Here is a 14,524-nt window from a genome sequence, read left to right on the forward strand (position 1 = left end):
AGTGCGGCGGGGCAAAAGCGGGGCAGGCTGACGTGCGCGCCGGCAAGGTGCACGCTGCGGGGCAGCATCAAGGTGCTTCCCGTCGGCGCGGTTGCCTGCCACAATGCGCGCCCCCACGGCCGGCCGCCGTGAGGACTCGCCTCCAAGGCGAGGATGCGTCCGCTTCGGGCGCAGCGGTGGGCCTGGTGGAAAATCGCGCGCAGTCGTTGACAGCTCGCGGATCTCACGCCAGAATCACCGGCTGTTTCACCCCGGCCCGAAAGGCCGGACACAAGCGTCATCCGGAGGGATACCCAAGCGGCCAACGGGGGCAGACTGTAAATCTGCTGGCTTACGCCTTCGGTGGTTCGAATCCACCTCCCTCCACCAAAAGTTTTGTGTTGTTGCGGTACCCCGGCGCGGGAGTAGTTCAACGGTAGAACCTCAGCCTTCCAAGCTGATGGTGCGGGTTCGATTCCCGTCTCCCGCTCCATTGAACATGTGCTCCATCGTCGCCAGATGTATCGCAGCAACACCAGGTTTCACGCTCACGTAGCTCAGTCGGTAGAGCACCTCCTTGGTAAGGAGGAGGTCGAAGGTTCGATTCCTTTCGTGAGCACCATCCAAGCAGTACGTTTCATCCTCTTATCTAACGATCCGAGAATAAGCAGCCATGGCAAAGGGTAAGTTCGAGCGCACCAAGCCGCACGTGAACGTGGGCACCATCGGTCACGTTGACCATGGCAAGACCACGCTGACCGCCGCACTGACCAAGGTGGGTGCCGAGCGTTTCGGTGGCGAGTTCAAGGATTATTCGTCGATCGACGCGGCGCCGGAAGAGAAGGCGCGCGGCATCACGATCTCCACCGCGCACGTGGAATACGAATCGGACAACCGCCACTACGCCCACGTGGACTGCCCGGGCCACGCCGACTACGTGAAGAACATGATCACCGGTGCGGCCCAGATGGACGGCGCGATCCTGGTGTGCTCGGCCGCCGACGGCCCGATGCCGCAGACCCGCGAGCACATCCTGCTGTCGCGTCAGGTCGGCGTGCCGTACATCGTCGTGTTCCTGAACAAGGCCGACATGGTGGACGACGCCGAGCTGCTCGAGCTGGTGGAAATGGAAGTGCGCGAGCTGTTGAGCAAGTACGACTTCCCGGGCGATGACACCCCGATCATCCACGGTTCGGCCCGCCTGGCGCTGGAAGGCGACCAGAGCGAGATCGGCGTGCCGGCGATCCTGAAGCTGGTCGAGGCGCTGGACACCTTCATCCCGACGCCCGAGCGCGACGTGGATAAGACCTTCCTGATGCCGGTGGAAGACGTGTTCTCGATCTCTGGCCGCGGCACCGTGGTGACCGGTCGTATCGAGCGCGGTGTGATCAAGGTGGGCGAGGAAATCGAGATCGTCGGTATCCGCCCGACCCAGAAGACCACCGTGACCGGCGTGGAAATGTTCCGCAAGCTGCTGGACCAGGGCCAGGCAGGCGACAACGCCGGTCTGCTGCTGCGCGGCACCAAGCGTGACGACGTCGAGCGCGGCCAGGTGCTGGCCAAGCCGGGTTCGATCACCCCGCACACCGAGTTCGAGGCCGAGGTGTACGTGCTGTCCAAGGACGAGGGTGGCCGTCATACCCCGTTCTTCAAGGGCTACCGTCCGCAGTTCTACTTCCGCACCACCGACATCACCGGTGCGATCGAGCTGCCGGAAGGCACCGAGATGGTGATGCCGGGCGACAACGTGAAGATGAAGGTCACCCTGATCAACCCGGTGGCGATGGACGACGGCCTGCGCTTCGCGATCCGCGAAGGTGGCCGTACGGTCGGCGCCGGCGTGGTGGCCAAGGTCATCAAGTAAGCTAAGGTCCAGCGATCCGGCGATCCCGCATCGCCGGAAGTGACGCGAATGGCGGGCCGGGAACCTCGGTCCGCCTTCGCCGTCTAAGGGCAACACTTTCAGCAGGTTCCGTACGCCAGTAGCTCAATTGGCAGAGCAGCGGTCTCCAAAACCGCAGGTTGGGGGTTCGAGTCCCTCCTGGCGTGCCACTGCCCCGTAAGTTCCGTCGCCGCAGGCGGCGGCGCAGTGCAAGGCGGCACACCCGACTTCAATGAACAGCAAGATCCAACAATCCAAGACGGCGACAGGTACGTCCGGTGGCGATATCGCCAAGTACGTGGCCGCGGCCGCGCTGGTGGTGGCTGGGCTGGTGGTGTGGTGGTGGTTCGCCGGACAGTGGGCCACACCGTTGCGTGCGCTGGCCGTCGTGGTCGGTCTGGTGGCAGGTGCCGCGGTCTTCATTGCGACCGCCAAGGGCAAGGACACGGTCGAATTCCTGTCCGAGTCGCGTTTCGAGCTGCGCAAGGTCGTGTGGCCAACCCGTCAGGAATCGCTGCGGATGACCTGGGTGGTCATGGTGGTCGTGGTGATCCTCAGCCTGATTCTGGCGGGCTTCGATTTCGTCATCCAATGGATGGTCGAGAAACTGTTCACGATGGGCCGTTGAGGAGAGCGTCGCAGTGAAGCGTTGGTACGTGGTACATGCCTATTCAGGCTTCGAGAAGTCCGTGGCGCAGGCGCTGCGCGACCGCATCGTGCGCGATGGCATGGAAGAGCGCTTCGGCGACGTGCTGGTCCCGACCGAAGAGGTCGTGGAAATGCGCGCCGGCCAGAAGCGGCGTTCCGAGCGCAAGTTCTTCCCCGGCTACGTGCTGGTCCAGATCGAGACCCAGGACGAGGCGGGCATTCCGCGCATCGACAATGAGTCCTGGCATCTGGTGAAGGACACCAACAAGGTGCTGGGCTTCATTGGCGGCACGGCCGATCGCCCGCTCCCGATTCGCGACGAAGAGGCGGCGGCCATCCTGGATCGTGTTCAGGAAGGTGTCGAAAAGCCCCGGCCCAAGGTGCTGTTCGAGCCCGGCGAGATGGTGCGCGTGGTCGATGGCCCGTTCAACGACTTCAACGGCGTGGTCGAGGAAGTCAATTACGAGAAGAGCCGCCTGCGCGTGGCCGTGCTCATCTTCGGTCGCTCGACCCCGGTGGAGCTGGAATTCGGCCAGGTCGAAAAGGCCTGAATTCCCCTGGCCTCTGGCGCGTTGCGCGAGAGGCCTCAAAACCTGCTATAGTGCGCGGCTCCCTGTCCGGTCGAGCCGGGCATCCGCACTGGCCGCCCGCGAGGGCGGCCTTTCGCGCGACGAGAAACGCGATGTCGGGACGCGTGATTTTCCCGATCCGATGGGGAGCCTGTCTTCCAGGCGCTAGCACCCGGAGAGCATTGAAATGGCAAAGAAAGTCATTGGTTACATCAAGCTGCAGGTGAAGGCCGGTCAGGCCAATCCCTCGCCGCCGGTCGGTCCTGCGCTGGGTCAGCGCGGCCTGAACATCATGGAGTTCTGCAAGGCGTTCAACGCCGCCACGCAGAAGCTCGAGCCGGGTCTGCCGATTCCGGTGGTGATCACCGCCTATTCGGACCGTACCTTCACCTTCATCACCAAGACGCCGCCGGCGTCGATCCTGCTGAAGAAGGCCGTGGGCATCCAGTCCGGTTCCAAGCGTCCGAACACCGAAAAGGTGGGCAAGGTCACCCGTGCCCAGCTGGAAGAGATCGCCAAGGCGAAGGAGCCCGACCTGACGGCGGCCGACCTGGATGCCGCAGTGCGTACGATTGCGGGCTCGGCCCGTTCCATGGGTCTGACGGTCGAGGGCTAAAGACAATGGCAATGAACAAGCGACAGAAGGCCATCCTGGCCGCCGTGACCCCGGGCAAGGCCTACGCCGTTGACGAGGCCCTGCAGATCCTGAAGGGCGCCGTGAAGGCCAAGTTCGTCGAGTCCATCGACGTGGCTGTCCGCCTGGGCGTGGACGCGAAGAAGTCCGACCAGCAGGTGCGCGGTTCGACCGTGCTGCCGGCCGGTACCGGCAAGTCGGTCCGTGTGGCCGTGTTCGCCCCGGCTGGCGCGAAGGCCGACGAGGCCCTGGCTGCCGGCGCCGAAGCGGTCGGCATGGACGACCTGGCCGAGAAGATGCAGGCCGGCGACCTGAACTACGACGTGGTCATCGCCACCCCGGACGCCATGCGCGTGGTGGGTAAGCTGGGCCAGCTCCTGGGTCCGCGCGGCCTGATGCCGAACCCCAAGGTCGGCACCGTGTCCCCGAACCCGGCCGAAGCGGTGAAGAATGCCAAGTCCGGTCAGGTGCGCTACCGCACCGACAAGGCGGGCATCATCCACTGCACCATCGGCAAGGCGTCCTTCGAGGACGACGCGCTGAAGACCAACCTGCAGGCGCTGCTGGCCGACCTGGTGAAGGCCAAGCCGTCCACCGCCAAGGGTCAGTACCTGCAGAAGATCTCGCTCAGCTCGACCATGGGCCCCGGCGTGACCGTGGACCAGTCCTCGCTGAGCCTGAAGTAATGCTGTAACCGGTGGCGGGGCGACCTGCCACCGGGGTTGTGCTTGAGGGCGATCGGAGGGCTGCAAGGCCCGAAGAAAGCCGTCAAAGACCGCAGGTGCGGTCAGCGCGCTCCGACGACGGGCAGGGAAGCTCGGTCCTGGCAAGGATTCGGCGTCGGCGTTAGCGGGACTGCTTGATTGGCTTGATGCCAGCCCGCGCAGATGGTGCCGCCTTCATCGGTTTTTCTGGTTTCCCGTTTCGGGGGCCGGGTGATAAGGCCACCAGTTGGGATGCGAAGGCATCCCCGGCGTCCAGGATGGATGCTGCCCTGGACCGCAAACGGCAGGAGCCGTGAGCGGAGTTCACAAGAGGAGTGATTAATGGCTCTCAATCTGTCCCAGAAGCAAGAAGTTGTCGCCGAGCTGGCAGAAGTCGCCGCCAAGGCGCACTCCTTGATCGCCGCCGAGTACGCAGGCACCACGGTCTCCCAGATGACCGCGATGCGCAAGCAGGCGCGCGAGTCCGGCGTGTACCTGCGGGTCGTCAAGAACACCTTGGCCGCCCGTGCAGTGGAAGGTACCGAATACGAGTGCACCAAGGACTCGTTGGTCGGCCCGCTGCTGTACGCGTTCTCGACCGAGGAGCCCGGCGCTGCCGGTCGCCTGATCAAGGAATTCGCCAAGAGCAACGACAAGCTGCAGGCCAAGGTGGTCGCCGTCGGTGGCCAGCTGTACCCGGCCAGCCACGTCGACGTGCTGGCTTCGCTGCCCACGCTCGACCAGGCCCTGGCCATGGTGGCCCGTGCGCTGGCCGAACCCGCCACGATGTTCGCCCGTGCCGTCAAGGCCGTGGCCGACAAGCAGGGCGGTGGCGACGAAGCAGCGCCGGCCGAGGCAGAAGCCCCGGCTGAAACGGCTTAATTCCCGTAACCCATTCCAGAAATTTGACCGAAGGTAATCACAATGTCCCTGTCCAACGAACAGATCGTCGACGCCATCGCTGAAAAGACCCTCATGGAAGTCATGGAGCTGGTCAAGGCGATCGAAGACAAGTTCGGCGTCTCCGCCGCCGCCCCGGTTGCCGTGGCTGCCGCCGCCGGCCCGGCCGCTGCCGTCGAAGAGCAGACCGAGTTCAACGTCGTGCTGAAGGAAGCCGGCGCCAAGAAGGTCGACGTCATCAAGGCTGTCCGCGCCATCACCGGCCTGGGCCTGAAGGAAGCCAAGGACCTCACCGAGGCCGGTGGCGTCCTGAAGGAAGGCCTGTCGAAGGAAGACGCCGAGAAGGCAAAGAAGGACCTCGAGGCCGCTGGCGCGACCGTCGAGCTGAAGTAATCAAAATCCGTCGCCAGGTTCCATCGGCGACATCCAAAGGCCGGGGGCGAAAGCCCCTGGCCTTCGGTCGTTGTTGAAGTGCGGTAGGCGGTACACAACTAGCAGTCGTAGTTTCGCCATCCAAGCGGTGGCCAAAAATCCACGAGTTGGTAGTTGGAAGTAGCGGGAGATGGCGTGCTGGTGCCGGCAATACCAGCGACTTCCAACTGACAGTTCTTCCCATTCGAAAGAATGTTCCCCGGGGTCACGGACGCGTGGCCCCCAGATGCCAGAGGCAATGTCCCATGTCGACGACATACTCGTTCACCGAAAAGAAGCGCATCCGCAAGGATTTCGGCAAGCAGCGGTCGATCCTCGAGGTCCCGTTCCTGCTCGCCATCCAGGTCGATTCCTATCGCGAGTTCCTGCAGGAGCACGTTGACGCCGCCAAGCGCGACGACCGTGGCCTGCACGCCGCCCTCAAGTCGGTCTTCCCGATCGCCAGCTACTCGGGCAACGCCGCCCTGGAGTACGTGGGCTACAAGCTCGGCGAGCCGGCCTTCGACGAGCGCGAGTGCCGCCAGCGTGGCATGAGCTACGGCGCGCCGCTGCGCGTGACCGTGCGCCTGGTGATCTACGACCGTGAGTCGTCGACCAAGGCGATCAAGTACGTGAAGGAGCAGGAGGTCTATCTGGGCGAAATCCCGCTGATGACCGACAACGGTACCTTCATCGTCAACGGCACCGAGCGCGTCATCGTTTCGCAGCTGCACCGTTCGCCGGGTGTGTTCTTCGACCACGACCGTGGCAAGACCCACAGCTCGGGCAAGCTGCTGTACAGCGCCCGCATCATTCCTTACCGCGGCTCGTGGCTGGACTTCGAGTTCGACCCGAAGGACGCGCTGTTCACCCGTATCGACCGTCGCCGCAAGCTGCCGGTCTCGATCCTGCTGCGTGCGCTGGGCTACTCCAACGAGGAGATGCTCAACCAGTTCTTCGAGATCAACACCTTCCACATCGATCCCAAGGAAGGCGTGCAGCTGGAGCTGGTGCCCGAGCGCCTGCGCGGCGAGACGCTGAACTTCGACCTGGCCGATGGCGACAAGGTCATCGTCGAAGCCGGCAAGCGCATCACCGCGCGTCACGTCAAGCAGCTGGAAGCCTCCGGCATCGAAGGCTTGGGCGTGCCCGACGAGTACCTGGTCGGCCGCATCCTCTCGCACGACGTGGTCGACGCTGCCACCGGCGAACTGCTGGCCAACGCCAATGACGAGATCACCGACGACCAGCTGGCTGCGTTCCGCAAGGCCGGCGTGGAAACCGTCGGCACCCTGTGGGTGAACGATCTGGACCGCGGTCCGTACCTGTCCAACACCCTGCGCATCGATCCGACCAAGACTCAGCTCGAGGCGCTGGTCGAGATCTACCGCATGATGCGTCCGGGCGAGCCGCCGACCAAGGACGCCGCGCAGAACCTGTTCCACAACCTGTTCTTCACCTTCGAGCGCTACGACCTGTCCAGCGTCGGCCGCATGAAGTTCAACCGTCGCGTGGGCCGCAAGGAAACCACCGGCGAGTCGGTGCTGTACGACCACAAGTACTACAGCGTGCGCAACGACGAAGAGTCCAAGCGTCTGGTCGCCACCAACGGTGAGAGCTCGGACATCCTGGAAGTGATCAAGGTCCTGACCGAGATCCGCAACGGCCGCGGCGTGGTCGACGACATCGACCACCTGGGTAACCGTCGCGTGCGTTCGGTCGGCGAAATGGCCGAGAACGTGTTCCGCGTGGGCCTGGTCCGCGTCGAGCGCGCGGTCAAGGAGCGCCTGTCGATGGCCGAGTCCGAAGGCCTGACCCCGCAGGAGCTGATCAACGCCAAGCCGGTGGCCGCCGCGATCAAGGAGTTCTTCGGCTCCTCGCAGCTGTCCCAGTTCATGGACCAGAACAACCCGCTGTCGGAAGTCACCCACAAGCGCCGCGTCTCGGCTCTGGGCCCGGGCGGCCTGACCCGCGAACGCGCCGGCTTCGAAGTGCGCGACGTGCACCCGACCCACTACGGCCGCGTCTGCACCATCGAGACGCCGGAAGGCCCGAACATCGGCCTGATCAACTCGCTGGCGGTGTATGCCCGCACCAACGCCTACGGCTTCCTGGAGACGCCGTACCGCAAGGTCGTGGACGGCCAGATCACCGACGAGATCGAGTACCTGTCGGCCATCGAGGAAAACGAGTACGTCATCGCCCAGGCCAATGCGCTGCATGACTCCAAGAGCAGGCTGACCGAGCTGTTCGTACCGTGCCGCTTCCAGGGCGAGTCGCTGCTGAAGCCGCCGGCGGACGTGGACTTCATGGACGTCTCGCCCATGCAGACCGTCTCCATCGCCGCGGCGCTGGTGCCGTTCCTGGAGCACGATGACGCCAACCGCGCGCTCATGGGCGCCAACATGCAACGCCAGGCCGTTCCGACCCTGCGTTCGCAGAAGCCGCTGGTCGGCACCGGCATCGAGCGCGCCGTGGCGCGCGACTCGGGCGTGACGGTCAATGCCCGTCGCGGCGGCGTGATCGAGCAGATCGACGCGGCTCGCGTGGTGGTCAAGGTCAACGAAGAGGAGATCGTCGGCGAGCAGGATGCCGGCGTGGATATCTACAACCTGATCAAGTACACCCGCTCCAACCAGAACACCTGTATCAACCAGACCCCGCTGGTGAACGTGGGTGACGTGGTCGCGCGCGGCGACGTGCTGGCCGACGGCCCGTCCACCGACATCGGCGAGCTGGCCCTGGGCCAGAACATGCTGATCGCGTTCATGCCCTGGAACGGCTACAACTTCGAAGACTCCATCCTGCTCTCCGAGCGCGTGGTGGAAGAGGATCGCTACACCACGATCCACATCGAAGAGCTGACCGTCCAGGCGCGCGACACCAAGCTGGGACCGGAAGAGATCTCGGCCGACATCCCGAACGTCTCGGAGAGCGCGCTGAACCGCCTCGACGAGTCCGGCGTGGTGTACATCGGCGCCGAAGTGCGTGCCGGCGACATCCTGGTCGGCAAGGTCACGCCGAAGGGCGAGAGCCAGCTGACCCCGGAAGAAAAGCTGCTGCGTGCGATCTTCGGCGAGAAGGCCTCGGACGTGAAGGACAGCTCGCTGCGTGTGCCCCCGGGCATGGACGGCGTGGTCATCGACGTGCAGGTCTTCACCCGCGACGGCATCGAGAAGGACAAGCGCGCGCGCCAGATCGAGGACTCCGAGATCAAGCGCGTCAAGAAGGACTTCGACGACCAGTTCCGCATCCTGGAGAACGCGATCTTCGCGCGCCTCAAGACGCAGCTGGTGGGCAAGGTCGCCAACGGCGGTGCCGGCCTGAAGAAGGGCGACACCATCACCGATGCCTACCTGGACGGCCTGAAGAAGTCCGACTGGTTCGCCATCCGCATGAAGGATGACGACGCCGCCGACGCCATCGAGCGCGCCCAGAAGCAGATCCAGGTGCACGAGAAGGAGTTCGAGCGTCGCTTCGCCGACAAGCGCGGCAAGATCACCGCCGGTGACGACCTCGCTCCGGGCGTGCTGAAGATGGTCAAGGTGTTCCTGGCCGTGAAGCGCCGCATCCAGCCGGGCGACAAGATGGCCGGCCGCCACGGCAACAAGGGTGTGGTGTCGACCATCGTGCCGGTGGAAGACATGCCGTACATGGCCACCGGCGAGACCGTGGACATCGTGCTGAACCCGCTGGGCGTGCCTTCGCGCATGAACATCGGCCAGGTGCTGGAAGTCCACCTGGGCTGGGCCGCCAAGGGCCTGGGTCGCAAGATCCAGGGCATGCTGGAAGCCCAGGCCGCGGTCAACGACCTGCGCGCCTTCCTGGCGCAGATCTACAACCACGACCAGAAGCTGGGCGAGGACCGCGTGGACCTGTCGCAGTTCAGCGACGATGAGCTGATCGCCCTGGCCAAGAACCTGACCGATGGCGTGCCGATGGCGACCCCGGTGTTCGACGGCGCGGCCGAGAGCGAGATCAAGCACATGCTGCAGCTCGCCGACCTGCCGACCAGCGGCCAGACCCAGCTTTACGACGGTCGCACCGGCGAGGGCTTCGAGCGCAAGGTGACCGTGGGCTACATGCACATGCTCAAGCTGAACCACCTGGTCGACGACAAGATGCACGCCCGTTCGACCGGCCCGTACTCCCTGGTCACCCAGCAGCCGCTGGGCGGTAAGGCGCAGTTCGGTGGTCAGCGCTTCGGTGAAATGGAAGTCTGGGCGCTGGAAGCCTACGGCGCGGCGCACACCCTGCAGGAAATGCTGACCGTCAAGTCCGACGACGTGCAGGGCCGCAACCAGATGTACAAGAACATCGTCGATGGCGAACACGAGATGGTCGCGGGCATGCCGGAATCCTTCAACGTGTTGGTGAAGGAAATCCGCTCGCTGGCCATCAACATGGAGCTGGAAGACAACTGATCGCGCTGCCGGCGCGATGGCCTCGCCGCCGCGCCGGAACGTCCCCTTTCGACCAGTCCATCGACAAGCATTCCTCCTGAGGGAGAACCAAAATGAAAGACCTGCTCAACCTCTTCAACCAGCAGCGCCAGACCCTGGACTTCGACGCGATCAAGATCGCGCTGGCCTCGCCGGACCTGATCCGCTCGTGGTCCTTCGGCGAAGTGAAGAAGCCGGAAACCATCAACTACCGCACCTTCAAGCCGGAGCGTGACGGCCTGTTCTGCGCGGCCATCTTCGGCCCGATCAAGGACTACGAGTGCCTGTGCGGCAAGTACAAGCGCATGAAGCACCGCGGCGTGGTCTGCGAAAAGTGCGGCACCGAAGTGACCCTGGCCAAGGTGCGCCGCGAGCGCATGGGCCACATCGACCTGGCCTCGCCGGTCGCCCACATCTGGTTCCTCAAGTCGCTGCCCTCGCGCATCGGCCTGATGCTGGACATGACCCTGCGCGACATCGAGCGCGTGCTGTACTTCGAAGCCTACGTGGTGACCGAGCCGGGCCTGACCCCGCTGGAAAGCCGCCAGCTGCTGACCGAAGAGCAGTACATGACCGCGCGCCAGGAGCACGGTGACGACTTCGACGCCGCCATGGGCGCCGAGGCCGTGTTCGAACTGCTGCGCCACATCGACCTGCAGGCCGAGATGGTCAAGCTGCGCGAGGAAATCGCCGCCACCGGTTCTGAGACCAAGCTCAAGCGACTGACCAAGCGCATCAAGCTGGTCGAGGCGTTCCTGGAGTCGGGCAACCGCCCGGAATGGATGGTCATGACCGTCCTGCCGGTGCTGCCGCCGGACCTGCGTCCGCTGGTGCCGCTGGATGGTGGCCGCTTCGCGACCTCCGACCTGAACGACCTGTACCGCCGCGTCATCAACCGCAACAACCGTCTGCGCCGCCTGCTGGAGCTCAATGCCCCGGACATCATCGTGCGCAACGAAAAGCGCATGCTGCAGGAGTCGGTTGACGCCCTGATGGACAACGGCCGTCGCGGCCGGGCCATCACCGGCACCAACAAGCGCCCGCTGAAGTCGCTGGCCGACATGATCAAGGGCAAGCAGGGCCGCTTCCGCCAGAACCTGCTCGGCAAGCGCGTGGACTACTCGGGCCGTTCGGTCATCGTGGTCGGCCCGTACCTCAAGCTGCACCAGTGCGGCCTGCCCAAGAAGATGGCCCTGGAACTGTTCAAGCCGTTCGTGTTCGCCAAGCTGCAGCGTCGCGGCCTGGCCACCACCATCAAGGCCGCCAAGAAGCTGGTCGAGCGCGAGGAAGGCGAGGTCTGGGACATCCTGGAAGAAGTCATCCGCGAGCACCCGGTGCTGCTGAACCGCGCCCCGACCCTGCACCGCCTGGGCATCCAGGCGTTCGAGCCGGTGCTGATCGAAGGCAAGGCCATCCAGCTGCACCCGCTGGTGTGTACCGCCTTCAACGCCGACTTCGACGGTGACCAGATGGCCGTCCACGTGCCGCTCTCGCTGGAAGCCCAGCTGGAAGCGCGTGCGCTGATGATGTCCTCCAACAACATCCTGTCGCCGGCCAACGGCGAGCCGATCATCGTGCCCTCGCAGGACGTGGTGCTGGGCCTGTACTACATGACCCGCTCGCTGGAGAACAAGGCAGGCGAGGGCATGGTGTTCGCCAACATCGCCGAGGTGAAGCGCGCCTATGACAACCGTGTCGTGCAGCTGCACGCCAAGGTCAAGGTGCGCATCACCGAGACGGTGATCGACGAGCAGGGTGGCCGCGAGAAGAAGACCTCGATCGTGGAGACCACGGTCGGGCGTGCGCTGCTGGCCGAAATCCTGCCCGAGGGCCTGCCCTTCGCGCTGGCCAACACCGACCTGACCAAGAAGAACATCTCGCGCCTGATCAACTCCAGCTACCGTCGTCTGGGGCTGAAGGACACGGTCGTGTTCGCCGACAAGCTGATGTACACCGGCTTCCACTACGCCACCCGCGCGGGCGTGTCGATCGGTATCGACGACATGGTCATCCCGGATGAGAAGAAGGGCATCCTGGGCGAAGCCGAGCAGGAAGTGCTGGAGATCCAGGAGCAGTACCAGTCCGGTCTGGTCACCGCTGGCGAGCGCTACAACAAGGTCGTGGACATCTGGTCGCGCACCAACGAGCGCATCGCCAAGGCGATGATGGACACCATCGGTACCGACAAGGTGGAAAACGCCAAGGGCGAGACCATCAACGAGAAGTCCATGAACTCGCTGTACATCATGGCCGACTCCGGTGCCCGTGGTAGCCAGGCGCAGATCCGCCAGCTGGCCGGCATGCGCGGGCTGATGGCCCGTCCGGATGGCTCGATCATCGAGACGCCCATCAAGGCGAACTTCCGCGAAGGCCTGAACGTGCAGGAGTACTTCAACTCCACCCACGGCGCCCGTAAGGGTCTGGCCGATACCGCGCTGAAGACCGCCAACTCCGGTTACCTGACCCGTCGCCTGGTCGACGTGGCCCAGGACGTGGTGATCACCGAGGTCGACTGCGGGACCAGCGAAGGCCTGACCATGACCCCGATCGTGGAAGGCGGCGACGTGGTCGAGCCGTTGCGCGAGCGCGTGCTGGGCCGCATCGTGGCCGAAGACGTGTACCTGCCTGGCGACGATGAGGATCCGATCGTTACCCGCAACACCCTGCTGGACGAAGCCTGGGTGCAGAAGCTCGAGGACGCCGGCGTGCAGACGCTGAAGGTGCGTTCGACGATCACCTGCCAGTCCGAGTTCGGCGTGTGCTCGCATTGCTACGGTCGCGACCTGGCCCGTGGCCACATCGTCAACATCGGCGAAGCGGTCGGCGTCATCGCCGCCCAGTCGATCGGCGAGCCCGGCACCCAGCTGACCATGCGTACCTTCCACATCGGTGGTGCCGCTTCGCGTGCCGCCGCGGTGGACAACATCACGGTCAAGACCACCGGTTCGGTGAAGTTCAACAACCTCAAGTCGGTCGAGCACGCCAACGGCTCGCTGGTGGCGGTGTCGCGTTCGGGTGAGCTGTCGGTGCTCGACGCCCATGGCCGCGAGCGCGAGCGCTACAAGCTGACCTACGGCGCCAACATCACCGTCAAGGACGGCGATGCGGTCAAGGCTGGCCAGACCGTGGCCAACTGGGATCCGCATAACCACCCGATCGTGTCGGAAGTGGCCGGTTTCGTGCGCTTCGTGGATTTCGTCGACGGCATCACCGTCATCGAGAAGACCGACGAACTGACCGGCCTGGCCTCGCGCGAGATCACCGATCCCAAGCGTCGTGGCTCGCAGGGCAAGGACCTGCGTCCGCTGGTGCGTATCGTGGACAAGGACGGCAACGACCTGAACATCCCGGGCACCGATCTGCCGGCGCAGTACCTGCTGCCGCCGCGCTCGATCGTCAACCTGCAGGACGGTGCGGCCGTCGGCGTGGGCGACGTGGTGACCAAGGTGCCGCAGGAAGCGTCCAAGACCCGCGACATCACCGGTGGTCTGCCGCGCGTGGCCGACCTGTTCGAGGCACGCAAGCCCAAGGATCCGGCGATCCTGGCCGAGCGCTCGGGCATCATCAGCTTCGGCAAGGACACCAAGGGCAAGCAGCGCCTGATCATCAAGGACACCGACGGCACCGAGCACGAGGAGCTGATTCCCAAGTTCCGCCAGATCATCGTGTTCGAAGGCGAGCACGTGGCCAAGGGCGAGACGATCGTGGACGGCGAGCCGAGCCCGCAGGACATCCTGCGCCTGCTGGGTGTCGAGCCGCTGGCCGCCTACCTGGTCAAGGAAATCCAGGACGTCTACCGCCTGCAGGGTGTGAAGATCAACGACAAGCACATCGAGGTGATCACCCGCCAGATGCTGCGCAAGGTGGAAATCACCGACGCGGGCAACAGCAAGTTCCTGGCTGGCGAGCAGGTCGAGAAGCAGCGCATGATCGAGGAGAACGCCAAGCTGGTGGCCCGCAACGAGCTGCCGGCCCAGTCCGATCCGGTCCTGCTGGGCATCACCAAGGCCTCCTTGGCGACCGAGTCGTTCATCTCCGCGGCCTCCTTCCAGGAGACCACGCGCGTGCTGACCGAGGCCGCCGTGCGCGGAACCCGTGACGGCCTGCGCGGCCTGAAGGAGAACGTCATCGTCGGCCGCCTGATCCCGGCCGGTACCGGCCTGACCTACCACAGTCAGCGCCGTCGCAATGCCTCGGGTCTGACCGAGTCGGAAATGGCCGCTCTGTCCGGGCCGGCCGCTGCCGAAACGGTGGTCGAGGCCGGTGAGGCCGAATCGGAAAGCGGCGCCGAGCAGCAGTAAGCAGTCGCAAGTTGCCGGGCGGCCTCAGGGCCGTCCCGGACCAAGTGGAAGGGG

At 64.7% G+C, this 14,524-nt stretch carries 9 protein-coding genes and 4 tRNA genes; all 13 read left to right on the forward strand.

Annotated elements, in window-relative coordinates; translation table 11 throughout:
• The first annotated feature begins 283 nt into the window (after positions 1–283).
• The 13 genes from ACORQU_RS12585 to rpoC all read left to right on the forward strand — a co-directional run bounded on the left by ACORQU_RS12585 (position 284) and on the right by rpoC (position 14,470).
• Positions 284–369, forward strand: a tRNA-Tyr gene (locus tag ACORQU_RS12585).
• 29 nt (positions 370–398) lie between these two features.
• A tRNA-Gly gene (locus tag ACORQU_RS12590) sits at positions 399–472 on the forward strand.
• Between the two features lie 53 nt (positions 473–525).
• A tRNA-Thr gene (locus ACORQU_RS12595) sits at positions 526–601 on the forward strand.
• A gap of 51 nt (positions 602–652) precedes the next feature.
• Positions 653–1,843 carry an elongation factor Tu gene (gene tuf, locus ACORQU_RS12600; RefSeq protein WP_271644792.1) on the forward strand — a complete coding sequence of 397 codons (1,191 nt, stop codon included), beginning with the start codon at positions 653–655 and terminating at the stop codon, positions 1,841–1,843.
• Between the two features lie 112 nt (positions 1,844–1,955).
• A tRNA-Trp gene (locus ACORQU_RS12605) sits at positions 1,956–2,031 on the forward strand.
• A 62-nt stretch (positions 2,032–2,093) separates the two neighbouring features.
• On the forward strand, positions 2,094–2,489 hold the full coding sequence (gene secE, locus ACORQU_RS12610; protein WP_271644793.1) for a preprotein translocase subunit SecE: 396 nt from the start codon (positions 2,094–2,096) through the stop codon (positions 2,487–2,489).
• A gap of 13 nt (positions 2,490–2,502) precedes the next feature.
• Positions 2,503–3,060, forward strand: a complete 558-nt coding sequence (nusG, locus tag ACORQU_RS12615; RefSeq protein WP_271644794.1) for a transcription termination/antitermination protein NusG — start codon at positions 2,503–2,505, stop codon at positions 3,058–3,060.
• A gap of 205 nt (positions 3,061–3,265) precedes the next feature.
• Positions 3,266–3,694, forward strand: a complete 429-nt coding sequence (gene rplK, locus ACORQU_RS12620) for a 50S ribosomal protein L11 (protein WP_271644795.1) — start codon at positions 3,266–3,268, stop codon at positions 3,692–3,694.
• Between the two features lie 5 nt (positions 3,695–3,699).
• Positions 3,700–4,398, forward strand: coding sequence for a 50S ribosomal protein L1 (gene rplA / locus ACORQU_RS12625; protein WP_491641495.1), 699 nt, complete (start codon positions 3,700–3,702; stop codon positions 4,396–4,398).
• Positions 4,399–4,758: 360 nt separating this feature from the next.
• Positions 4,759–5,298, forward strand: a complete 540-nt coding sequence (gene rplJ / locus ACORQU_RS12630; protein ID WP_271644797.1) for a 50S ribosomal protein L10 — start codon at positions 4,759–4,761, stop codon at positions 5,296–5,298.
• A gap of 42 nt (positions 5,299–5,340) precedes the next feature.
• Positions 5,341–5,709 carry a 50S ribosomal protein L7/L12 gene (rplL, locus tag ACORQU_RS12635; protein WP_271644798.1) on the forward strand — a complete coding sequence of 123 codons (369 nt, stop codon included), beginning with the start codon at positions 5,341–5,343 and terminating at the stop codon, positions 5,707–5,709.
• Positions 5,710–5,993: 284 nt separating this feature from the next.
• Entirely contained in the window at positions 5,994–10,151 is a 4,158-nt protein-coding gene (rpoB, locus tag ACORQU_RS12640; RefSeq protein ID WP_271644799.1) for a DNA-directed RNA polymerase subunit beta, read from the forward strand.
• Positions 10,152–10,243: 92 nt separating this feature from the next.
• Entirely contained in the window at positions 10,244–14,470 is a 4,227-nt protein-coding gene (gene rpoC / locus ACORQU_RS12645; RefSeq protein WP_491641497.1) for a DNA-directed RNA polymerase subunit beta', read from the forward strand.
• Positions 14,471–14,524 lie beyond the last annotated feature (54 nt).

The sequence above is a fragment of the Pseudoxanthomonas sp. JC1303 genome (assembly GCF_058448525.1).